Origin of the sequence: Gallionella capsiferriformans ES-2, from assembly GCF_000145255.1 — a bacterium.
Lineage (GTDB): Bacteria > Pseudomonadota > Gammaproteobacteria > Burkholderiales > Gallionellaceae > Gallionella > Gallionella capsiferriformans.
Genome location: NC_014394.1, coordinates 2,643,693 through 2,664,251, shown reverse-complemented (window position 1 = coordinate 2,664,251; position 20,559 = coordinate 2,643,693). Strand labels below are relative to the sequence as shown.

The following is a 20,559-nucleotide window of genomic DNA, read 5'->3' as shown; positions in this document are numbered from 1 at the left end:
GGAATGAAATTAGAGGCCGAAAAGCAGATATTGGCGGAATGATATGTGCCTATTGCCCTATTTTTTGTGGAAAACAATAGGCACCTGTTTTTTACGGGCCAACGGTGATTTTCTGTACTGGGCTAAATTCGCCGCTGGTCGTCGCATCGTTATACCAGCGTATGCGATATTCGCGCACTTCCGGTACGCCTTACATCAGCATCGGCCATCCAACCACGGTTTCTTTAACGAAATTCCCATGTTTTCCCATTCTCCGTTGTTGCGGCGCGATTCAATCGTGACGGCATCGTGCTGATACTTGGTAAATTTGACAACGACATACTCCTGAGTTTCGTTGCGCTGAATTTCCAGTGTCATTCCTGGATAATCATGCGTGTCGACAGTCTGAGTGCCGATGATGCCCAGATCCTGACCGATGGCGGTACTGTAACCCGGTAATCCCCCCCTCTGAAATTAGTTGCTGTTAGCGGTGGAATTCGCCCAATAATAAAGCCCGGTTTAACCGGGCTTTATTATTGGGCGAACAGATGCAGCCTAGCTTTACGAAGCGACGGCGTTGTCGTCGGATATAGGCTGCGGTTGCTCGTTCTGATCTGCTTTTGCTGCGGTTTTCTTCAGCAGTTTGTCAGCCTGCTTCTTTTGTTTTGCTAATTCTTTCTGCCGTTTTTCGAAGGTGTAATTTGTCTTGGCCATGATGGTGTCCTGATGTGTTCCTGCCCTGAGAAACTCAGGCAGGAACCGTTAATAGTAAATTTTCGACAGCGTTTGCTTATTTGCCGCGTCTTGCCGCAGGACGGGGTGAAAACAGTGCAGGTTGCGGCATAGCCTGATGGCGGGCGGCTTCAGACAGCAAAGGTTGCGGCTTCGGTGTCGATTGGGCGGAGCGAGGTTTTTGCGCCGGACGAGGTTGACCTGTCGATTGCGGGCCGCGTGGCGGCTGTGTTCGTGCTTGCGGGTCGCGTGGTGCTCGATTGCCGGTTGGCCCCTGACCTTCGCGCGGCGGGCGGTTGCCATCGCGAGGCGCTTGTCCTTCACGCGGCGGACGGGCCGTGGTGTTGCTGTGGCGTTTCTGGCCGTGCTGCGGGCGGGGAGGGCGCGGTGCTTCAGGCGGAATGTGGGTAGGCGGCACGAAGCTGTCAATGGCAATTCTTGGAATCTGTGTCTTGATCAGGCGTTCGATGTCTTTCAAATGTTGCAACTCTTCGCTGTCTACCAGTGAAATCGCCGCGCCATTGCTGCCTGCGCGTCCGGTACGACCGATGCGGTGTACATAGTCTTCGGGTACATTCGGCAGTTCAAAATTGACCACGTGGGGCAGCATGTCGATATCGAGACCGCGGGCTGCGATGTCGGTTGCAACCAGCACGGGCATTGTGCCGTCCTTAAATTGCGACAAGGCTTTGGTGCGTGCCGATTGGCTCTTGTTGCCGTGGATCGCGGCAGCGGGAATGCCGTCGGCATTGAGTTTCTCTGCCAGACGGTTTGCGCCGTGCTTGGTGCGGGTAAACACCAGCACCTGCTTCCAGTCATTGTGCTTGATCAGGTGGGAGAGCAAATGGCTTTTTAGTTTTTGCGCAACCATATGGACGGTTTGTGCGACCAGTTCCGAGGTGGTGTTGCGGCGTGCGACTTCGACGAAGCCCGGATTGTTGAGCAGTCCGTCAGACAGCGTCTTGATTTCTTCGGAGAACGTCGCGGAAAACAACAGGTTTTGGCGCGTTTTAGGCAGCAGCGCGAGTATCTTTTTGATGTCGCGGATAAAACCCATATCCAGCATGCGGTCGGCTTCGTCCAGAATCAGGATTTCAACAGCGGATAAATCCAGCGTTTTTTGTCCGACGTGATCGAGCAGGCGACCGGGTGTTGCGACCAGAATGTCCACTTGACCGCGTAATGATTTAATTTGCGGATTGATGTTGACCCCGCCGAACATCACTAAGGATTTGAGCGACAGGTATTTTCCGTAGGTCTGTACCGATTCTTCGACCTGGGCGGCAAGTTCGCGCGTCGGCGTCAGAATCAGGCAGCGCGGGCGACCAGCACCGGGATTAGCGGCGGGACGACTGTTGAGCAGATGTAAGACCGGCAGGGTAAAGCCTGCGGTTTTACCTGTGCCGGTCTGCGCGCCGGCCAGCAAATCGCCGCCGGCGAGCACCAGCGGTATCGCCTGTGCCTGTACGGGGGTGGGTTGCGTGTAACCGGCGTCAGCAATGGCGCGCATGATGGGTTCAGCCAGATTGAGGCTGGCAAAGGTAACGGGTGAGGCGGTAATTGTGTTTGGCAAAGCATGGCTCCTGCGACGGCCTGACGCTCAAGAATGAGCGGCACCAATCGGGGCAGACGAAATGTGTGATCGAAGAGATCTGGAGTTGTAATAGGCCGCTACGCTGATTGGCTTTACGCAGGGCGGCTGCATTATACATAATAAACGCCTGATCGTTTGCAGGACGTCTGGTTGCGCTGCTGTTCGCTCCGGCTGGCCGGAACGCTATAATTTCGAACGGGCTCTTGTATTTTAACGATTCAATGCCATATACGGATGCATAGAAAATCGCCTCGCTCAGGTATAATGCCCAATTTTGAAACGATTCGACAGGAAAATTCATGCCAATTTATGCTTATGCGTGTTCTGATTGCGGTCTGCAAAAAGATGTCATGCAAAAAATGAGTGATGAACCGCTCAGCACATGTCCTGAATGCGCCAAGGAAACATTTTCCAAACAGTTGACGGCGCCCGGTTTTCAGCTGAAGGGCAACGGCTATTATGCGACTGATTTCAAAAATAAGCCGGCATCCTGTGCGCCTTGCCCTAGCGCCTCATCATGTCCGTCGGCTAGCGAATGAAGAAATTTCTTGTCACAGGCCTGCTGGTCTGGGTGCCGTTAGGTATCACGATCTGGGTGCTGAATCTGACCATCACGACGATGGATCAGACTTTGCTGCTGTTGCCGAGAGACTGGCATCCGGATATTTTGCTGGGCATCCATATTCCGGGTTTGGGGATTATTCTGACCTTCGCGGTGGTGTTGCTCACTGGCTTGCTGATCCGCAATGTGTTCGGACAGAGATTATGGGCGGCCTCCGAGAAGGGGATGCTGCACGTCCCCTTCGTCGGCAATATCTATAAAGGCGTCAAACAGGTCAGCGATACCTTGTTATCCGGCAGTGGCAATTCTTTTCGCAAGGTGCTGCTGGTTCGCTATCCGCATCCGGATGCCTGGTCGCTTGCGTTTCAAACCAATGTGCCCAATGAGGTGGTCAGTAAGTTTGACGAGGAGTATGTGGCGGTGTTTATTCCCACCACACCGAGTCCGGTTAACGGTTTTTATTTTTTCGTGCGCCGTGCTGACACCATCGTGCTGGATATGACGGTTGATGTGGCTTTGCGCTCCATCGTTTCAATGGGTGTGGTATCCGATACGCCATCGGCTATCACGCCTTCACCTACACTTTCTTAAATATTATGCGTACACATTACTGCGGCACACTCAATACCGACCAACTCGACCAGACCGTGAGCATTTGCGGCTGGGCGCACCGCCGCCGCGATCACGGCGGGGTGATTTTCATCGACCTGCGCGATCGCGAAGGTCTGGCACAGGTCGTTTGCAATCCGGATCAACTGGAGATGTTCAAAGTCGCCGAATCGGTGCGCAACGAATATGTATTGCGCATCACAGGTACGGTGCGTCGTCGCCCTGAAGGCGCCTCCAACAGCAATCTGGTCAGCGGTGAGATCGAAATTCTGTGTCAGGAAATCGAAGTGTTGAACGCATCGATCACCCCGCCGTTCCAGCTTGATGATGAAAACTTGTCGGAAAACGTGCGTCTGACCCATCGCGTGATCGATTTGCGCCGTCCGCAGATGCAAAAAAATCTGATGCTGCGCTACAAGGTGACGCGTGCCTTCCGTAATTTCTTAGACAGCCGCGGTTTCATTGACATCGAAACGCCGATGCTGACCAAGTCCACGCCGGAAGGCGCGCGCGATTATCTGGTGCCGTCACGCGTGCATCCGGGCGAATTTTTTGCGCTGCCGCAGTCGCCGCAGTTGTTCAAGCAGTTGCTGATGGTGGCGGGTTTTGATCGCTATTACCAGATCACTAAATGTTTCCGCGATGAAGATTTGCGCGCCGACCGTCAGCCTGAATTCACGCAGGTGGATATTGAGACTTCGTTCCTGAACGAGACACAGATCACGGCATTGACAGAAGAGCTGATCCGCACCGTCTTTAAAGAAGCGCTGGCGGTTGATCTGCCCAATCCGTTCCCGCGTATGCCCTACAGCGAAGCGATGGCGCGTTTCGGTTCCGACAAGCCTGATCTGCGTGTGACGCTCGAACTGACCGAAGTCACCGATGTGATGAAGGATGTCGCCTTCAAGGTGTTTGCAGGTGTTGCGAATTCGGCGAACGGCCGCATTGCTGCGATGCGTGTGCCAGGAGGGGCTGCCTTCACCCGCGGCGAGATCGACGAATACACAAAGTTTGTCAGCATTTACGGTGCGAAGGGATTAGCTTACATTAAGGTTAACGATATTACCCAGCCGAATGAAACCGGTCTGCAATCGCCTATCGTGAAGAATATTCATGAAGCGGCGTTGAAGTCGGTGATCGAACGCACGGGCGCACAAAACGGCGACCTTATTTTCTTCGGCGCCGACAAGGAAAAAATCGTCAACGACGCGCTGGGTGCGCTGCGCTGTAAGATCGGTCATGAAAAAGGCCATGTCAACGGAAATGCCTGGGAGCCGTTGTGGGTGGTGGACTTCCCGATGTTCGAATACGACGAAGAAGGAAAACGCTGGAACGCCTGTCATCATCCGTTTACCGCGCCCAAAGACGAACATCTGGCGCTGCTGGAATCGGATCCGGGCAAGTGCCTTGCCAAGGCATACGATCTGGCATTGAACGGATCGGAATTGGGCGGCGGTTCGGTGCGTATCCATAAAGCGGAGGTGCAAAGTCAGGTATTCCGCGCGCTCAATATCGGCGATGAAGAAGCGCAGCTGAAATTTGGATTCCTGCTCGATGCCTTGCAGTACGGCGCGCCACCGCATGGCGGCTTGGCGTTCGGTCTGGATCGCATCGTCACCATGATGACGGGTTCCGAATCGATCCGCGACGTGATCGCCTTCCCCAAGACCCAGCGTGCGCAGTGTCTGTTGACGCAAGCGCCGTCTGCCGTGGATGAGCGTCAGTTGCGCGACTTGCACATCCGTCTGCGCCAACAGCCGACGGTTGAAGTAGTCAAGGAATAGTATGTTTCGCATGCTGCAACTCTGGCTGATTCTGATGGCGTTTTGCCTGCCGACAGAGGCGCATTCGCATCACCCGGTCACGGCCGATGTTGCGGTTATTACGGTGGCCGATTTGCCGGTAGAAGCGCGTGCCACTTTGCGTGCGATTCGTCAGGGAGGCCCGTTCGACTACGACAGGGACGGCGTGGTGTTTGGTAATTATGAGCGGGTCTTGCCTAAGCAGACTCGCGGCTATTACCATGAATACACAGTAAAAACTCCGGGTGTGCGCAACCGGGGGGCGCGTCGCATTATCACGGGTGTGCCGGGCGAGTACTACTACAGCGCAGACCATTATCAATCTTTTAATCGCATACGGGAGTAGCTATGAGTGCAGTACCTCAACTGAACAATCTGGCAGCGGCTGGCTGCCATAAGCTGGACTGTGATGTGGATGTGCTGTTGGAGGCTGCCGATGCGGCAGGATATGCGGTGTTTGAGGCCGAATTAAAAGGCGTCAAGGGCAAGAAAAATCTGCTTAATGCTTTGTCTCGCGCGACGAAATATCCGGGTGAGTTCGGTGAAAATTGGGATGCGTTGGTCGATGTGCTGTGCGACCTGTCGTGGGACGCCGCGCCCGGTTTCGTGCTGGTGTTACGCAATGTCAGTCCGACGCTGGGGCTGTCGTCTAACGATCGTGAAATTGCGCAGGATATTTTCGATGATACGGTCGTGTACTGGCGGCAACGCAATATTCCGTTCTGGATATTTTTTGCCTGACTATGAACGGAAAAAAACAGCCTGTATCGGTGCTGGTGGTGATTTACACAGCCGATCTGGAGGTGTTGCTGCTCGAGCGTGCCGATCATCCTGGGTACTGGCAGTCGGTGACGGGTAGCCGTGAAGGCGTGGAGTCATTGCGCGATACGGCGATACGCGAAGTGCGTGAGGAAACGGGACTGGATGCGAATCAGTATGAGTTTACGCACTGGCAGCTGCAAAATACCTATGAAATTTATTCGCACTGGCGTCATCGTTACCCTGAGGGCATCACGCAAAATACCGAACATGTGTTTGGTTTGCAATTGCCTGGCCGGCAGCAAATTCAGCTCTCCCCCCGCGAACATTTGAGTTATCAGTGGCTGCACTGGCAGGACTCGGCACAAAAGGTTTTTTCGCCGAGCAACCGCGAGGCAATCCTGCAACTGACGCAGCGCGTAATCAGGAAAATGTCATGAATCCTATCAGTATTGCTTACGATCATCCGGGGTGTTCGACCGCATCCGCATGGGCTCAAGTGCCGCGCGAGGCGGATGCGCGGGAAAAACCTGAATTGATTGCCCGTATCAAACGCCTGTTGATCGAGCAGGATGCCGTGCTGGCGGCACATTATTATGTGCTCCCTGATTTGCAGGACTTGGCGGAAGCGACCGGCGGCATCGTCTCCGACTCGCTGGATATGGCGAACTTCGGTCATCAGCACAGGGCTAAAACCATCGTTGTCGCGGGGGTGCGCTTCATGGGCGAGACCGCCAAAATACTCAATCCGGAAAAGCGCGTGCTGATGCCGGAACTCGCGGCGGAATGCTCGCTCGATCTTGGGTGTCCGGCGGACGAGTTCGCCGCGTTTTGCGATGCGCATCCCGACAGGACGGTGGTGGTGTATGCCAATACCAGTGCCGCCGTTAAGGCGCGTGCCGACTGGATGGTGACCAGTTCCATCGCGTTGCCCGTGGTCAGACATCTGCATGAGCAGGGAAAAAAAATCCTCTGGGCGCCCGATCGCCATCTGGGCGGTTATGTTCAAGAGCAGACGGGGGCTGACATGCTGCTCTGGCAGGGGGCGTGCGTGGTCCATGATGAATACAAGGCCCGTGAGCTCATCGAATTAAAAGCACAGCATCCTGGTTGTCAGGTGCTGGTGCATCCTGAAGCGCCGCGTGCGGTTGTGCAATTAGCCGATGTGGTCGGCTCAACCACGCAGCTGATCAATGCCGCACGAGCGTCTGACACCCGCGTGTTTATCGTTGCCACCGACAACGGCATCCTGCACAAGATGCGCACGCTGTGCCCTGATAAGCTTTTTTTGGAAGCGCCGACCGCAGGCGTGGGGGCCAATTGCACCAGTTGCAGCCATTGCCCGTGGATGGCGATGAACGGGCTGATCAATCTGGCTGTGGTGCTCGAATCCGGCACGAATGAAATTTTTGTCGATCCGGCTATTATTCCTCGCGCAGTTCAGCCGATACACCGCATGCTGGATTTTGCGCGCCAGATTAAGCTGCCGACTCGCGGTATCGGCAATGCCTGAGTCTTGTAGTACGTCATGCTGACGGTTTATGCTGTGAATGCGGGCAAGCTTTCCATCAATCAATGAAAAAAAATCCCCAGTCATGTATAGTCCTCTCGCCATAGTTTATGATTTTTGGCATGCGAGCATCACGGCGCATGGGCGACATAACTTGGCACGATTTATCTCATCAACGCTATTTTTGCCGGGAGAGAAAAATGAATCGCTATGGACTGATTGTTATCTTAATGTCGCTTGCCGCATGTAGCGGTACGAGAAACTATTCTGACGGAGAAGCATTTCGTGCTGATTCACGACACAGCAGGGATTTTTCCGTCGCACCTGATCCTGTTTGTGAGGCTGCACGCCGGGTGTTGCTAAGAGATGGCTATATTGTTCAGCCGGGCGCTGGAGAGCGACTGATCGGAGTCAAAGAATTTCAGGTGGATGAAAATCAGCAGGCTCAGTTGCGCCTCTATGTAAACTGCAGCGCGCGCACTGCGGGTTCCACTTTATTTGTCACTGCCACGGAAGAGCATTTCGACATTAAAACTAGCCGTAAGAGTACATCGGTCGGTATTCCGCTGCTGTTTCCTATCTCGGTTAGCAATAGCAGCGAAGTCGATGCTCAGGTGAAGGTGCGCGGCGAGATGGTGCGTGACAAAGGGTTTTATGAGCGCTTTTATCGCGGCGTTAATCAGGAGCTTGCCCGCTAATTCATGGCGAGCGTGTACCTGCGGGCTGGGATGCGTTAACCGCTTGATGTGCAAGGAATCAGAACGTAATCATGCAAACGCTGACTGTCGCTACCTACAATATCCATAAGGGATTTTCCCACTTCAACGGCCGGGTGGTGATGCACGAGTTGCGTGAGCGGCTGCATGAGCTGAATGCGGATATCGTGTTTTTGCAGGAAGTGCAGGGCGAGCATACCGGGCACGCCGGGCGTTTTGCCAATTACCCCGATGGCGCGCATCACGAATTTATCGCCGACCGACGCTGGCCGCATTCTGCTTATGGCAAGAATTGCGTGTACGAAGCCGGTCATCACGGTAACGCGATTCTGAGCCGTTATCCTATCGTACAGACGCTTAATACCGACATCTCTGCGCATCGTTTCGAGAGTCGCGGCCTGCTGCATTGCGAGATCGCATTGCCGGATGGGCAGCGACTACACAGCCTGTGTGCGCATTTCGGACTGTTTGCCCGTGGGCGGCGTGCGCAAACGCGTGCACTGATTGAGTACGTGCAGCATGAAATTCCGCCCGATGTACAGGTGATCATCGCCGGTGATTTTAACGATTGGCGCAATCAGATGGGGGCTGTCATCGCGAGTGAACTTGGCATGCACGATGTATTTCAGTTGCACGGCGGTCGTGTCGCGCGCAGCTTTCCGGCGCGTCTGCCTCTGTTTCGACTCGATCGGATCTATATGCGCGGATTTACGGTGGCGCAAGCCGAGGTGCATGCCGGCGGCGCGTGGCAACGACTGTCGGATCATGCGGCAATATCGGCGACATTGCAGCGCAATGTCTGACGTTTTTCAAGTCGAGGGGAATGAGCTGGCGTTGCTGCAAAATGGCGCGGCGTATTTTCCACAGCTATGCGCTGACATCGATGCGGCGCACCACTTCGTGTATCTGGAAACTTATATTTTTGCTGCAGATCAGACAGGACGCGCTGTTAGCGATGCCCTGCAGCGCGCCGCACGCCGCGGTGTGATTGTCCGTGTGCTGATGGATGGTTTTGGTGCGGCCGATTTTTTACCGGTCTGGCTGGACGAGTTCAAATCAGCCGGAGTGCAAGTGCACTTTTTCAGGCGTGAGCTGTATCGTTTTAAGCTGCGTCGCCATCGTTTGCGGCGTATGCATCGCAAGCTTATCGCGATTGATGGCGAATTGGCCTATATCGGTGGCATCAATATCATCGATGACGGGGTTGTGCCGCGTTTTGACTTCGCCGTACGTCTGAGTGGTGCTGTTGCGGTTGAAATTCATGCCGTGATGCGCAGGATGTGGAATGCTGTCGCGTGGGCCAGTGGCAAGCGTATGGCGCGTGATATCAGTCCCGGGCACGCTGTTGGCACTCGTGTCGTCGTCGTGCTGCGGGATAATCTGCGCCATCGCCGCGATATTGAACGCGCCTACTTGAAACAGATCAGTACGGCAATGCGCGAGGTGGTAATCGCGAATGCTTATTTTTTGCCGGGACGGATTTTTCGCCGTACGCTGATACAGGCGGCCCGCCGCGGTGTGCGCGTGGTGTTGCTGCTGCAAGGCCGGGCTGAAAATCGCCTGCTGCATTATGCAACCCGTGCGCTTTACGTCCAACTGCTGGCGGCTGGAATCGAAATCTATGAATATCAGCCTGGATTTTTGCACGCCAAGGTCGCGGTCGTTGATGGCACGTGGGCGACGGTGGGTTCGTCCAACATCGATCCGTTCAGCCTGATGCTGGCCCGTGAAGCGAATCTGATGGTGTTTGATGCCGCATTCTCCGACTGTTTGCGCGATAAATTGATGACTGCTATTGCTTGTAATGCGGTGCGTATTGAGGCGGATCATGAAAATGTCAGGGGCTGGGGCTCTCATATATTGGCCAGACTGAGCTATGCTACCGTGCGCATGGTGATCGGTGTGCTGGGATACGGGAGAAGTGTGATCTGATGTCGCAAGACAAGGAAAATGTGCGGTGCCGCGACTGCCGGCATTATTATGTGACGCATCAGGTCAATTTCAGATACGGCTGCCGTGCGCTGGACTTTAAAAGCCGTCGTGAACCGGCGACTGAGGTGCGGGAAGCTTCCGGGCAGTCTTGTCAATATTTTCACCGCAAAGCAACTCAGTTTGCGTAATTGTCGGTTCTGATGAATATGCGTTGTCAGGGTGGCAGCATTCCTTGTCGTAACGAGTCTCCTGATACGGACCGACAATGGCAGCGTCTGGGCAGACCTGAGGCTATAATCATCGCTTACTGATTTTATTTAACTGTCATGCAATCACATTCAACTTCATCCTCTGAACACGACACGCAAGGTGGTTGGCAGACGCTGCGCTCGCTGGTTCCCTATCTGATGGAATTCAAGGGGCGGGTGATACTGGCGATGAGTCTGCTGATCTTCGCTAAGCTGGCCAATGTCACCGTGCCGCTGGTGCTCAAACAAATCATCGATGCGCTGGATAAATCCCATGCGGTGCTGATCGTTCCAGTATCGCTGATCGTGGGCTACGGGTTGTTGCGCCTGATGAGCACGTTGTTCGGCGAATTGCGCGATGCGGTGTTTGCCAAGGTGACGCAAAGGGCCATTCGGCGCGTTGCGCTACAGGTGTTCGAGCATTTGCACAGTTTAAGTCTGCGCTTTCATCTGGACCGCCAGACCGGAGGCGTGTCGCGTGACATTGACCGGGGGACGCGCGGCATTGGTTTTTTACTCAATTTCATGCTGTTTAATATCTTGCCGACTTTGCTCGAAATCGGTTTGGTAGCAGCGATACTGCTGAATAAATACAATCCTTGGTTTGCCGGCATCACCTTCGTTACGCTCATTTGCTATATCGGTTTTACGCTGTTTGTTACCGAGTGGCGCATGGTGGTCAGACGCACCATGAATGAGCTCGATTCGAAAGCGAACAGCCGCGCGATCGACAGTCTGCTCAATTATGAAACGGTGAAATATTTTGGTAACGAGCAGTATGAGGCGCGTCGTTACGATCACAATATGGAGCACTGGGAGACGGCGGCGGTGCGTAACCAGACATCGCTTGCCTTCTTAAATGCAGGGCAGAGCGTGATCATCGCCATCGGTATCACGGCATTGATGTGGCTGGCTGCCGATGAAGTGGTCAGTGGCACGATGACGGTGGGTGATTTGGTATTGATCAACGTGTTCATGCTGCAGTTGTATATGCCGCTGCATTTTCTGGGTTTCGTGTATCGCGAAATACGTCACGCGCTGGCCGACATGGAAAAAATGTTCGGTTTACTGCATCAGGCGCGGGAAGTTGCCGATGCGCCGGCAGCACCGGATTTATCCGTCGGGGCCGCCGAAGTTGTGTTTGAGCAAGTCGCTTTCGGCTATAACTCGGACAGGCAAATCTTGTATGACGTGAATTTTACGATTCCGGCGGGACACACCGTGGCGGTGGTGGGATCGAGTGGCGCGGGTAAGTCGACGCTCTCACGCCTGCTGTTTCGCTTTTACGATGTGCAGGGCGGCTGTTTGCGCATTAACGGTCAGGACATACGCACGGTGACGCAAAGCAGTTTGCGTGCATCTATCGGTATCGTGCCGCAGGATACGGTGCTGTTCAATGATACGATTTACTACAATATCGCCTACGGGAAGCCTGCTGCGGATCGGGATGCGGTCATTGCTGCCGCGCAGGCGGCGCATATCCACGAGTTTATCGAGTCGCTGCCGATGGGGTACGAGACTCAGGTCGGTGAGCGCGGTCTTAAACTCTCAGGCGGTGAAAAGCAGCGCGTCGCGATTGCGCGGGCGATTTTGAAAAATCCGGCCATACTGATTTTCGACGAAGCGACCTCGGCGCTAGACTCAAAATCTGAGAAGGCGATACAAGCGGAATTGCGCAGTATTGCGAAAAACCGCACAACGTTGATTATCGCCCACCGCCTCTCAACGGTGGTGGATGCTGACCAGATACTGGTGATGGATCAGGGGCGTATTGTAGAGCAAGGTGCACATATTGAGCTGCTGCAGCGTAATGGTGTATATACGCAAATGTGGAATCTTCAGAAACGTGTCGAGCAAGAGCCGCCTGAATGTTGATTTATATTGATTTATTTTTGTTTTGGGGTATTCTTTTGCCCTATAGGTGTAATGGGAGCAAAAAATGAAAAAATTACTATTGGTTTGTATTCTGGCAAGCTACGGTGTAGTCGCGCAAGCCGCCGAACATAAGGCCGTTCAGCATCACAAACGTGCAGTCGCGCAGCATGCCAAACCTCCGGCTAAGCACGCTGTCGTGCAGCATGCCAAGCGGGGTACCCTCCACGCAACAAAGCGTCCTCAGAAGCATCACGCGCTGCGTCAAAGTGCGTTAGAAGGCAGTCGCGTTGCGGAAAAATTTGATACACAATTGTCCTCAGCGGCTTTTCAGCCGGTTTCAAGTCCTAAATTGGCGTCTTCCATTGCGCTGATTTACGATGAACAGACGCAGCGCCCTTTGTATACCAAAAATCCGGATGCGGTAGCCCCGATTGCCTCCATTACCAAACTGATGACCGCGATGGTGGTGTTAGATGCTGAGCCGGATCTGAATGAGGCGCTCAGTGTGGGGGAGGCGGATTTTGATATTCTGAAGGGTACGCATTCTCGTTTGGGTGTGGGGACGACCTTTATTCGCAGTGAAATGCTAAAGCTGGCGTTGATGTCATCGGAAAATCGTGCGGCGTCCGTGCTGGCCCGCAATTATCCGGGTGGCATGGCGGCTGCAGTGGCTGCTATGAATGCGAAGGCGCGCAAACTGGGTATGACGCACACGACATTTCGCGATCCGACGGGTCTTAATAGCGAAAATGTTTCTACGGCGCGCGATCTGGTTAAAATGGTTGCCGCGGCGCGTAACTATAAACTGATCCATCAGTACACTACGACGGCGACGCATTCGGTAGAGGGTGCGCGCGGACGTGAGCTGACGTTCAACAACACCAACCCGTTGGTCAAAAATGCATCGTGGGAAATCGGCGTTAGTAAGACAGGTTACATCAACGAAGCGGGGCGCTGTCTGGTGATGCAGGCGCAAATTCGCCAGCGTCCGGTCATTATTGTGTTGCTCGACTCTGTTGGTAAAACAACCCGTATCGGAGATGCAAATCGCGTCAAGAAATGGATTGAAAGCGCCAGCACGCAGGGTCGCGTAGCCAGTCGCGGTTAAGAGTCATCCAAGGGGAAGTTAACTACTTCCCTGTGGGATAAGAATGTACGAAGGCATTATTCTACTGGTGTTGGTGATCGTCGTGGTGCTGGTGATACGTCCGAAAAAGGACGGAAAATTTGATCCGCCGGTTGTCCTTCAGCGTGCGGGCGTATATCACGCAACTCTCGCCCCTCAGCTCGTTCGAGCGCAGTCATTCCTTGAAGTTATCGTGAGTGAGTTTGCCAGCTTCGATTCAGCGGTTAGTGATAGTGCATCACACTATTTTGAAGTGCGTGATCAGGTCGGACGGTATTTGCTAGCCGTGGGGCTGCGATCAGGTGTATTTTATTTCCAGGCAATTTTGCCCGCGTTCAAAGGCGATGATGCGCAAACTCTGCGCCTGTTCTCCGAGCAGGTGATGGTTAATATTCCGCGACTAGAATCGCAGGATCATTTCGATTCGTTGCTGCGGGCCGTTGAGTCTGCTGCTCAGCAGATGAATATCACCTGTGTTAAATTTCCCGATTGATCCCATGCGTGTGAGGTTCGCGTTGATGAATTCGAATTAGTCGTCCGCAGGAATAACGGTGTTGCGACCATTTTGTTTTGCCTGATAAAGTGCTTTGTCTACGCGCTGTAACAGTATTTCCAGCGATTCACCGCGTCGATATTCTGCCGTGCCGATGCTGACGGTCACGGAAGATTCGGCTGGAATTTTGTTGTTTTCGATATCCTCGCGGATGTGATTCGCGAGATTTGTGGCGGCACTCAAACTTGCAGCGGGCAATAGCACAGCGAATTCCTCTCCGCCCCAACGAGCTAGCGTGTCGGTTGCACGCAATCTTTTTTTCACGGTTAGGCATAATGACTTTAAGACTTCGTCGCCAAACGGGTGTCCGTGCGTATCGTTGATTTTTTTGAAATGATCGATATCCAGCAGCAGTAGTGAAAACGCCGATCTCTCCTGGCGGTAATACCTGCCGATTTCAGCTTCGATGGCTTGATTGATCATGCGGCGGTTGCCAACGCCCGTGAGTGCGTCGGTCAATGACTCTTGTCTCAACTTGTTGTTATTTGTTTCCAGAACCTGCACGAGTTCGCCCAGTTCATGGGCGTGTAGTTTCATTAACTCAGCCCATCGGCCATAGGTGATGCTGATCAGCTCCTGCTGGGTGATCACGCCGATCACCTTATTTTCATTGTCCACGACGATGGCGCGTTTAAATTTGCGTACTTTCAGATGCTCGATCGCCGCCTTGATGGTTTCATTGCAATTGATCGTCCAGACAGGGGTGGTCATGTGGCAGCGTATGGGCTGACTCATATCGACATGATCACGGATCATGCGGATGATATCCTTGGTTGTGACGATGCCGGCCAGCTGTCCTTGTTCTGCGATCAGCACGGCATCTTCAGGGTAAATCAGCTGGTCCAGTACCGTTTCGGTCAGCGCTGATCCGCTGATGGTCTCAACGCGGCCCTTTTCCAGCACTTCGGCCAGCGTCTTATGTTCCATCATCACCGCAGGATCGACCGAGGCGAGCACATCGGTGTAGGACACGATGCCGTGCAGTTCTCCGGCAGCATTTTTAACGCCGAGATAGCGGTTGTCTTTGCTGTTAAAAAAGGGCAATAAGTGCAGCACATTCTCATCTTCTCTTACATAAACCAGCAGGTGCGGTTTTAGCGATTTCAGTTGAGCGGACATGCTGTGTCCATGGCGGCGATATTTGATCAGATCTTCGACGGTGAAGATGGCATGCCCTTGTTCCACCTCGTAAATGATATCGCTCAGGTTGTTCGATTCCATCATTACGATGGCGTCTTCAATCGTCGATGAGCCGGATGTCTGTACGACACCCAGATGGGCAATTTCACCGGCAGTAGGGAAAAATGTATTGCTCATGACAAACCCGCTCCTTAAGGTGTGGCAAAATTTCAACAATAAATTACAAAATCAGCCGTTGTCCGGCGGGTTTGTAATGCTGATCAGGGCTGTCAGCCAACGTACATGAATTTGAGTATTGCAACCATAAGACGAGGTGATGACTCAGCAGCGACGGATGGTTGTATTCGTCTTAATCTTGCACGTTTATAGCAGTACGAGATTAGGAGTCAGACTGTAAATACTTTCGCCGAAACCTTGACTTATTAATTGTTGTGGCTCTGCTTGTCGATGGTTGGTGTATCGCCGTAATCTTGCCTTACTCATTGTGGATTGTGATTTCAGTTGCTGCTGCACATCTGAAATCGAAATTTGGTATTGCTTACAGCAATACCAAATTATCTCTATGGATGATTTCGGCATCCCCGCCGTAACCTAACAATGTTGCAATGTCCTGACTCGCGCGGCCTGCGATACGGACGGCTTCATCCGAGTTGTAGTTGACAAGGCCACGCGCAATATCCGTACCCTGTTCGCTGACGCAGGCGACGACCGAGCCGCGTCCGAATTCTCCTGATACCTGTTTGACGCCGATAGGCAGCAGGCTCTTGCCGTCGGAGCGTAGCGCTTTGATCGCGCCTTGATCCAGCACCAGACGGCCTGTGACTTGCAGATGTCCTGCCAGCCACTGTTTGCGCGCTGCAAGCGGCAGCGCCGGTGCAGTGAGCAGCGTGCCGATGGCGACCCCCTCGAATAGATGCAGCAGCACATCCGGTTCGTGCCCTGAGGCGATCACGGTGTGCGCGCAACTTGCGGCGGCACGTTTTGCGGCGAGGATTTTGGTGAGCATGCCGCCGCGACCGATCGCGCTGCCGGCTCCTCCCGCCATCGCTTCCAGACTTGCGTCCCCTGCCTGTGCGCTGGCGACTAACGTGGCACTCGGGTCTTTGCGCGGATCGGCAGTAAACAGACCGCTCTGGTCGGTGAGTATCACCAGGGCATCGGCGTCGATCAGGTTGGTGACTAGGGCGCCCAGGGTGTCGTTGTCGCCGAATTTAATCTCATCGGTGACCACCGTATCGTTTTCATTGATGATGGGAATGACGCGCAATGAGAGCAGGGTGGTCAGCGTGGCGCGCGCGTTCAGATAGCGCTCACGGTCTGCCAGATCTGCATGCGTTAACAATACCTGTGCTGCGTGCAAGTCATGATGCCGAAAACAGGATTCATAGGCTTGCACCAGTCCCATTTGACCGACGGCTGCGGCTGCCTGTAATTCGTGGATCGCGACCGGGCGGCTCGTCCAGCCCAGACGCTGCATGCCCTCTGCGATCGCGCCTGAGGATACCAGCACGACTTCATAGCCTTTGCCGTTCAGTGCGGCGATCTGACGTGCCCAGTTGCCAAGCGCCTTCAGATCAAGGCCTGCGCCCTGATTGGTGACGAGGGAGCTGCCGACTTTGACGACGATGCGACGGCAGCCGGTCAATACTGTTTTAATTGTCGATCCAGACATGCTCAATCCATTATCAACTGTTAATTTTCCATTCAGCAATTACAGCGTGCTGGCGTCCGTTTCCTGTGCGCTCATGGCTGCGGCCTGTTGTTCGCGTTCTTTGACTTCCAGGAGGTGTTCCATGATCGCAAAGGTGAGTTCTTTACAGCCTTCTCCGCTGATCGCAGAAATCACGAAGACGCGGTCATAGTCGGAAAATTCCTTGAGGAATTGCGCCGCAGTGCTGTCTTTGTCTTCCAGTAAGTCGGATTTGTTGAGCAGCAACCAGCGCGGTTTTTCATACAGCGCCTGATCGTACTTTTTCAGCTCGTTGAGAATCGCCTCAGCTTCGCCCACCGGGCTCGTGCCCTCGTACAGTGGTGCGATATCCACCAGATGCAGCAGCAAACTGGTGCGTGCAAGATGGCGCAAAAACTGATGGCCAAGTCCCGCGCCTTCAGCGGCGCCTTCGATCAGGCCCGGAATATCGGCGATGACAAAGCTTTTCTCGTGTGAGACGCGCACGACACCTAAGTTCGGGTGCAAGGTGGTGAATGGATAGTCGGCTACTTTAGGGCGAGCCGCAGACACCGAACGGATGAAGGTCGATTTGCCAGCATTGGGCATGCCCAGCAGGCCGACATCGGCTAGCACTTTAAGCTCGAGTTGCAGTTCGCGGGTTTCGCCTTCCGTGCCCGGCGTGCATTGGCGCGGTGCGCGGTTGGTGCTGGACTTGAAGTGAATGTTGCCTAAGCCGCCTTTACCGCCTTCGGCCAGCAACGCGCGTTCGCCGTCGTGCATCAGATCCGCGATGACTTCGCCGCTGTTGATGTCGGTAATCACGGTGCCGACAGGCATGTGCAGAATCACGTCATCCGCGCCTTTGCCGTAGCAGTCCGAGCCACGACCGGATTCACCGTTGCGTGCTTTGTGGGTGCGTGCAAAGCGAAAATCTACCAGCGTATTGATGTTGCGGTCTGCCTGCGCAAATACGCTGCCGCCTCGTCCGCCATCGCCGCCGTCAGGGCCGCCTTTATCGATATATTTTTCACGGCGGAAGCTGGCGATGCCGTTGCCGCCATTGCCTGCGAAGACTTCGATTTTGGATTCGTCAATAAACTTCATGTTTTTTGTACCGCTAAATAAAAAAAGCCCTACCTTGCGATAGGGCTGATTTGCTTCAAACGAAACAGCTTAAGCTGCAACGATGGAAACTGTCCTGCGCTGTTGCGCGCCCTTGATGGCAAACACAACACGGCCGGTAACTTTGGCGAACAGGGTGTGATCCTTGCCCATGCCAACGTTTTCGCCGCGGTGAAATTCTGTGCCGCGCTGACGAATAATGATGCTGCCTGCATTAATCAGTTCGCCGCCGTAACGCTTAACACCCAATCGTTTCGAGTGTGAGTCGCGGCCGTTACTGGTACTGCCCCCGCCTTTTTTTGATGCCATGGTATGTGCTCCTTAAATTACGCGGAAATGCCGTCGATACGGATTTCGGTATAGTTTTGACGATGACCTTGATTCTTTTGGTAATGCTTACGACGGCGCATCTTGAAGATGCGAACCTTGTCGCCACGACCATGAGAAACGATGGTTGCTGCAACGGTTGCGCCAAGCAACAGAGGTTTGCCGACTGACAGCTTTTCGCCGTCGGATACCATCAACACCTTGTCCAGCACGATTGCTGATCCGATGTCGCCGGAAATAAGTTCAACTTTTAAAGTTTCGCCGGTAATAACGCGATATTGCTTACCACCGGTTTTAATGACTGCGTACATAACAACCTCGACTGAGTGCGGATTTTGCGAAAGCGAGGATTATACAGAAAAATCCGCCCGCGTCAAAAACCTTTTGTTTAAAAATAGATTACGGATGCTTTTAACGGCGCATCGAGTCGAAGAACTCGGCGTTGTTTTTGGTTGCCTTGATTTTTCCGAGTAAAAATTCCATCGATTCGAGTTCGTCCATCGGGTAGAGCAATTTGCGCAATAGCCAGATGCGTTGCAGTACGTCAGGCTTGAGCAGTAATTCTTCCTTGCGGGTGCCCGAGCGGTTGATGTTGATCGCCGGATAAATGCGTTTTTCGGCCATGCGGCGATCCAGATGGATTTCCATATTGCCGGTGCCCTTGAATTCTTCGTAGATCACATCGTCCATGCGGGAGCCGGTATCGACCAGCGCCGTTGCGATGATGGTCAACGAGCCGCCTTCTTCGATGTTGCGTGCCGCGCCGAAGAAACGTTTCGGGCGATGCAGCGCATTGGCATCCACGCCGCCGGTCAATACCTTGCCGGAGGATGGGATCACCGTATTGTAGGCGCGCGCCAGACGAGTGATCGAATCGAGCAAAATGACGACATCTTTTTTGTGCTCAACTAAGCGCTTGGCCTTTTCCAGCACCATTTCAGCTACTTGTACGTGGCGACTGGCTGGTTCATCGAATGTTGAGGCAACCACTTCGCCGCGCACGGTGCGGGTCATTTCGGTTACTTCTTCAGGGCGCTCGTCGATCAGCAGTACGATCAAGGTGGCATCGGGATTGTTGGCTGAGATTGAATGTGCGATGTGCTGCAGCATGACCGTTTTGCCGGATTTCGGGGAGGCGACTAACAGACCGCGCTGACCCTTGCCGATAGGTGCCACGATATCGATGACGCGGCCGGTGATATTTTCTTCGGCGCGGATATCGCGCTCTAAGATCAGCGGCCGGGTTGGAAACAGCGGTGTCAAATTCTCAAACAGAATCTTGTTCTTGGCGTTTTCTGGCGGTTCGTCGTTGACCTTGTCAACCTTCACCAGCGCAACATAACGCTCGCCATCCTTCGGAGTGCGAATTTCGCCTTCGATCGAATCGCCGGTATGCAGATTAAACCGGCGTATCTGACTCGGACTGACATAAATATCGTCCGGGCCTGCAAGGTACGAAGTGTCAGGGGAGCGCAGGAATCCGAAGCCGTCCGGCAGAATTTCCAGTGTACCGTCGCCGTAAATGCTCTCGCCTTTTTTCGCATGGCTTTTCAGCAGTGCGAACATCAGGTCTTGCTTGCGCATGCGGTTGGCGTTCTCGATTTGATTGGCGGCTGCCATTTCAACGAGTTCGGTGATGTGTTTTAATTTGATTTCAGATAGATGCATGGTAACGCGCGAAGAGTGGTCTTGATGGGGAAATGCCGGATGAGACGGTGGAGTTGTCCACCCGCACGGTCTGGTTCGCTTGTTATTAGTTGCGGCGATACGTCAGGTGTGCAATGCGGGTGTGACAATACAGGTTCTAGATGTGGCTGTCAATAAAAGCGGTTAATTGCGATTTTGACAAAGCGCCCACTTTGGTCGCTTCAATGTTGCCGTTTTTAAATAGCATCAGAGTCGGAATGCCGCGCACGCCAAATTTTTGCGGCGTTTGCTGGTTTTCGTCTACGTTTAATTTTGCAATCGTCAGACGCCCTGCGTATTCCTTGGCGATTTCGTCCAGAATAGGTGCGATCATGCGGCAAGGCCCGCACCATTCAGCCCAGTAGTCGACCAGCACAGGCAGGGCCGCTTGGATGACTTCTGCGTCAAACGTGGCATCTGTAACGTAATGAATATGTTCGCTCATGATTGAATCTCGCTATGAATGTAGGGTGTGAAGCAATTGTAATGGCTGGAAATGACGATATAAATTTATCGCTTGAGTTCGCATCCTAACTAAAAAATTGCGTGCTGTGAAGTGTGTGATGTGCACATTTACGATTAAGGCCGCCCGCAAGTCTCGATTGGCTATCGGTT

At 53.6% G+C, this 20,559-nt stretch carries 23 protein-coding genes; 13 read left to right on the top strand and 10 right to left on the bottom strand.

Annotation, left to right across the window (positions count from 1 at the left end; translation table 11 throughout):
• Nucleotides 1–195: 195 nt before the first annotated feature.
• From GALF_RS15780 to GALF_RS12300, 3 genes are all read right to left on the bottom strand, one after another.
• Nucleotides 196–357, bottom strand: a complete 162-nt coding sequence (locus tag GALF_RS15780; RefSeq protein ID WP_013294388.1) for a hypothetical protein — start codon at nucleotides 355–357, stop codon at nucleotides 196–198.
• A 183-nt stretch (nucleotides 358–540) separates the two neighbouring features.
• Complete coding sequence (locus tag GALF_RS15775; protein ID WP_013294387.1) at nucleotides 541–693, bottom strand: hypothetical protein; 153 nt, start codon at nucleotides 691–693, stop codon at nucleotides 541–543.
• Between the two features lie 76 nt (nucleotides 694–769).
• Nucleotides 770–2,221, bottom strand: a complete 1,452-nt coding sequence (locus GALF_RS12300; protein WP_083777146.1) for a DEAD/DEAH box helicase — start codon at nucleotides 2,219–2,221, stop codon at nucleotides 770–772.
• 383 nt (nucleotides 2,222–2,604) lie between these two features.
• Here GALF_RS12300 and GALF_RS12295 point away from each other — a divergent pair, with 383 nt between their 5' ends.
• From GALF_RS12295 to GALF_RS12230, 13 genes are all read left to right on the top strand, one after another.
• Nucleotides 2,605–2,844, top strand: a complete 240-nt coding sequence (locus GALF_RS12295) for an FmdB family zinc ribbon protein (protein WP_013294385.1) — start codon at nucleotides 2,605–2,607, stop codon at nucleotides 2,842–2,844.
• On the top strand, nucleotides 2,841–3,458 hold the full coding sequence (locus tag GALF_RS12290; protein WP_013294384.1) for a DUF502 domain-containing protein: 618 nt from the start codon (nucleotides 2,841–2,843) through the stop codon (nucleotides 3,456–3,458). The genes GALF_RS12295 and GALF_RS12290 overlap by 4 nt, the downstream gene beginning before the upstream one ends.
• A 5-nt stretch (nucleotides 3,459–3,463) precedes the next feature.
• A complete protein-coding gene (gene aspS, locus GALF_RS12285) occupies nucleotides 3,464–5,260 on the top strand; it encodes an aspartate--tRNA ligase (protein ID WP_013294383.1) in 1,797 nt (598 codons plus the stop codon).
• Nucleotide 5,261: 1 nt separating this feature from the next.
• Entirely contained in the window at nucleotides 5,262–5,624 is a 363-nt protein-coding gene (locus tag GALF_RS12280) for a ribonuclease domain-containing protein (RefSeq protein ID WP_013294382.1), read from the top strand.
• 2 nt (nucleotides 5,625–5,626) lie between these two features.
• A complete protein-coding gene (locus tag GALF_RS12275) occupies nucleotides 5,627–6,019 on the top strand; it encodes a barstar family protein (RefSeq protein ID WP_013294381.1) in 393 nt (130 codons plus the stop codon).
• 2 nt (nucleotides 6,020–6,021) lie between these two features.
• Nucleotides 6,022–6,477: a dihydroneopterin triphosphate diphosphatase gene (gene nudB, locus GALF_RS12270; RefSeq protein ID WP_013294380.1), complete on the top strand. Its 456-nt coding sequence runs from the start codon at nucleotides 6,022–6,024 to the stop codon at nucleotides 6,475–6,477.
• A complete protein-coding gene (gene nadA, locus GALF_RS12265) occupies nucleotides 6,474–7,550 on the top strand; it encodes a quinolinate synthase NadA (protein WP_013294379.1) in 1,077 nt (358 codons plus the stop codon). Before nudB ends, nadA begins: the two co-directional genes overlap by 4 nt.
• 197 nt (nucleotides 7,551–7,747) lie before the next feature.
• Complete coding sequence (locus GALF_RS12260; protein WP_013294378.1) at nucleotides 7,748–8,245, top strand: DUF2242 domain-containing protein; 498 nt, start codon at nucleotides 7,748–7,750, stop codon at nucleotides 8,243–8,245.
• A 71-nt stretch (nucleotides 8,246–8,316) separates the two neighbouring features.
• Nucleotides 8,317–9,066 (top strand): endonuclease/exonuclease/phosphatase family protein, encoded by a 750-nt coding sequence (locus GALF_RS12255; protein ID WP_013294377.1) that lies wholly within the window; start codon nucleotides 8,317–8,319, stop codon nucleotides 9,064–9,066.
• Nucleotides 9,059–10,195 (top strand): cardiolipin synthase ClsB, encoded by a 1,137-nt coding sequence (clsB, locus tag GALF_RS12250; RefSeq protein WP_013294376.1) that lies wholly within the window; start codon nucleotides 9,059–9,061, stop codon nucleotides 10,193–10,195. The genes GALF_RS12255 and clsB overlap by 8 nt, the downstream gene beginning before the upstream one ends.
• 326 nt (nucleotides 10,196–10,521) lie before the next feature.
• Entirely contained in the window at nucleotides 10,522–12,318 is a 1,797-nt protein-coding gene (locus GALF_RS12240; protein WP_013294374.1) for an ABCB family ABC transporter ATP-binding protein/permease, read from the top strand.
• 64 nt (nucleotides 12,319–12,382) lie between these two features.
• Nucleotides 12,383–13,426: a D-alanyl-D-alanine endopeptidase gene (pbpG, locus tag GALF_RS12235; RefSeq protein WP_013294373.1), complete on the top strand. Its 1,044-nt coding sequence runs from the start codon at nucleotides 12,383–12,385 to the stop codon at nucleotides 13,424–13,426.
• Between the two features lie 43 nt (nucleotides 13,427–13,469).
• The gene (locus tag GALF_RS12230; RefSeq protein ID WP_013294372.1) at nucleotides 13,470–13,937 is read left to right on the top strand and encodes a hypothetical protein; all 468 of its coding nucleotides are present in this window, start codon (nucleotides 13,470–13,472) and stop codon (nucleotides 13,935–13,937) included.
• Nucleotides 13,938–13,973: 36 nt separating this feature from the next.
• Here GALF_RS12230 and GALF_RS15130 read toward each other — a convergent pair whose 3' ends face one another.
• The 7 genes from GALF_RS15130 to trxA all read right to left on the bottom strand — a co-directional run bounded on the left by GALF_RS15130 (nucleotide 13,974) and on the right by trxA (nucleotide 20,389).
• On the bottom strand, nucleotides 13,974–15,314 hold the full coding sequence (locus tag GALF_RS15130) for a diguanylate cyclase (RefSeq protein ID WP_013294371.1): 1,341 nt from the start codon (nucleotides 15,312–15,314) through the stop codon (nucleotides 13,974–13,976).
• A gap of 361 nt (nucleotides 15,315–15,675) precedes the next feature.
• Nucleotides 15,676–16,809 (bottom strand): glutamate 5-kinase, encoded by a 1,134-nt coding sequence (gene proB, locus GALF_RS12220; protein WP_013294370.1) that lies wholly within the window; start codon nucleotides 16,807–16,809, stop codon nucleotides 15,676–15,678.
• A 39-nt stretch (nucleotides 16,810–16,848) separates the two neighbouring features.
• A complete protein-coding gene (obgE, locus tag GALF_RS12215) occupies nucleotides 16,849–17,913 on the bottom strand; it encodes a GTPase ObgE (RefSeq protein WP_013294369.1) in 1,065 nt (354 codons plus the stop codon).
• 69 nt (nucleotides 17,914–17,982) lie between these two features.
• Nucleotides 17,983–18,240: a 50S ribosomal protein L27 gene (gene rpmA / locus GALF_RS12210; RefSeq protein WP_013294368.1), complete on the bottom strand. Its 258-nt coding sequence runs from the start codon at nucleotides 18,238–18,240 to the stop codon at nucleotides 17,983–17,985.
• Nucleotides 18,241–18,257: 17 nt separating this feature from the next.
• Entirely contained in the window at nucleotides 18,258–18,569 is a 312-nt protein-coding gene (gene rplU, locus GALF_RS12205) for a 50S ribosomal protein L21 (protein WP_013294367.1), read from the bottom strand.
• Between the two features lie 100 nt (nucleotides 18,570–18,669).
• Nucleotides 18,670–19,926 (bottom strand): transcription termination factor Rho, encoded by a 1,257-nt coding sequence (rho, locus tag GALF_RS12200; protein ID WP_013294366.1) that lies wholly within the window; start codon nucleotides 19,924–19,926, stop codon nucleotides 18,670–18,672.
• A gap of 136 nt (nucleotides 19,927–20,062) precedes the next feature.
• Nucleotides 20,063–20,389 (bottom strand): thioredoxin TrxA, encoded by a 327-nt coding sequence (gene trxA / locus GALF_RS12195; protein WP_013294365.1) that lies wholly within the window; start codon nucleotides 20,387–20,389, stop codon nucleotides 20,063–20,065.
• Nucleotides 20,390–20,559: the final 170 nt, after the last annotated feature.

What these genes read in the sequence shown, in the direction of transcription:
- GALF_RS15780 (WP_013294388.1), bottom strand. Translation starts at nt 357, where the DNA reads ATGACACTGGAAATTCAGCGCAACGAAACTCAGGAGTATGTCGTTGTC.
- GALF_RS15775 (WP_013294387.1), bottom strand. Translation starts at nt 693, where the DNA reads ATGGCCAAGACAAATTACACCTTCGAAAAACGGCAGAAAGAATTAGCA.
- GALF_RS12300 (WP_083777146.1), bottom strand. Translation starts at nt 2,221, where the DNA reads ATGCGCGCCATTGCTGACGCCGGTTACACGCAACCCACCCCCGTACAG.
- GALF_RS12295 (WP_013294385.1), top strand. Translation starts at nt 2,605, where the DNA reads ATGCCAATTTATGCTTATGCGTGTTCTGATTGCGGTCTGCAAAAAGAT.
- GALF_RS12290 (WP_013294384.1), top strand. Translation starts at nt 2,841, where the DNA reads ATGAAGAAATTTCTTGTCACAGGCCTGCTGGTCTGGGTGCCGTTAGGT.
- aspS (WP_013294383.1), top strand. Translation starts at nt 3,464, where the DNA reads ATGCGTACACATTACTGCGGCACACTCAATACCGACCAACTCGACCAG.
- GALF_RS12280 (WP_013294382.1), top strand. Translation starts at nt 5,262, where the DNA reads ATGTTTCGCATGCTGCAACTCTGGCTGATTCTGATGGCGTTTTGCCTG.
- GALF_RS12275 (WP_013294381.1), top strand. Translation starts at nt 5,627, where the DNA reads ATGAGTGCAGTACCTCAACTGAACAATCTGGCAGCGGCTGGCTGCCAT.
- nudB (WP_013294380.1), top strand. Translation starts at nt 6,022, where the DNA reads ATGAACGGAAAAAAACAGCCTGTATCGGTGCTGGTGGTGATTTACACA.
- nadA (WP_013294379.1), top strand. Translation starts at nt 6,474, where the DNA reads ATGAATCCTATCAGTATTGCTTACGATCATCCGGGGTGTTCGACCGCA.
- GALF_RS12260 (WP_013294378.1), top strand. Translation starts at nt 7,748, where the DNA reads ATGAATCGCTATGGACTGATTGTTATCTTAATGTCGCTTGCCGCATGT.
- GALF_RS12255 (WP_013294377.1), top strand. Translation starts at nt 8,317, where the DNA reads ATGCAAACGCTGACTGTCGCTACCTACAATATCCATAAGGGATTTTCC.
- clsB (WP_013294376.1), top strand. Translation starts at nt 9,059, where the DNA reads ATGTCTGACGTTTTTCAAGTCGAGGGGAATGAGCTGGCGTTGCTGCAA.
- GALF_RS12240 (WP_013294374.1), top strand. Translation starts at nt 10,522, where the DNA reads ATGCAATCACATTCAACTTCATCCTCTGAACACGACACGCAAGGTGGT.
- pbpG (WP_013294373.1), top strand. Translation starts at nt 12,383, where the DNA reads ATGAAAAAATTACTATTGGTTTGTATTCTGGCAAGCTACGGTGTAGTC.
- GALF_RS12230 (WP_013294372.1), top strand. Translation starts at nt 13,470, where the DNA reads ATGTACGAAGGCATTATTCTACTGGTGTTGGTGATCGTCGTGGTGCTG.
- GALF_RS15130 (WP_013294371.1), bottom strand. Translation starts at nt 15,314, where the DNA reads ATGAGCAATACATTTTTCCCTACTGCCGGTGAAATTGCCCATCTGGGT.
- proB (WP_013294370.1), bottom strand. Translation starts at nt 16,809, where the DNA reads ATGTCTGGATCGACAATTAAAACAGTATTGACCGGCTGCCGTCGCATC.
- obgE (WP_013294369.1), bottom strand. Translation starts at nt 17,913, where the DNA reads ATGAAGTTTATTGACGAATCCAAAATCGAAGTCTTCGCAGGCAATGGC.
- rpmA (WP_013294368.1), bottom strand. Translation starts at nt 18,240, where the DNA reads ATGGCATCAAAAAAAGGCGGGGGCAGTACCAGTAACGGCCGCGACTCA.
- rplU (WP_013294367.1), bottom strand. Translation starts at nt 18,569, where the DNA reads ATGTACGCAGTCATTAAAACCGGTGGTAAGCAATATCGCGTTATTACC.
- rho (WP_013294366.1), bottom strand. Translation starts at nt 19,926, where the DNA reads ATGCATCTATCTGAAATCAAATTAAAACACATCACCGAACTCGTTGAA.
- trxA (WP_013294365.1), bottom strand. Translation starts at nt 20,389, where the DNA reads ATGAGCGAACATATTCATTACGTTACAGATGCCACGTTTGACGCAGAA.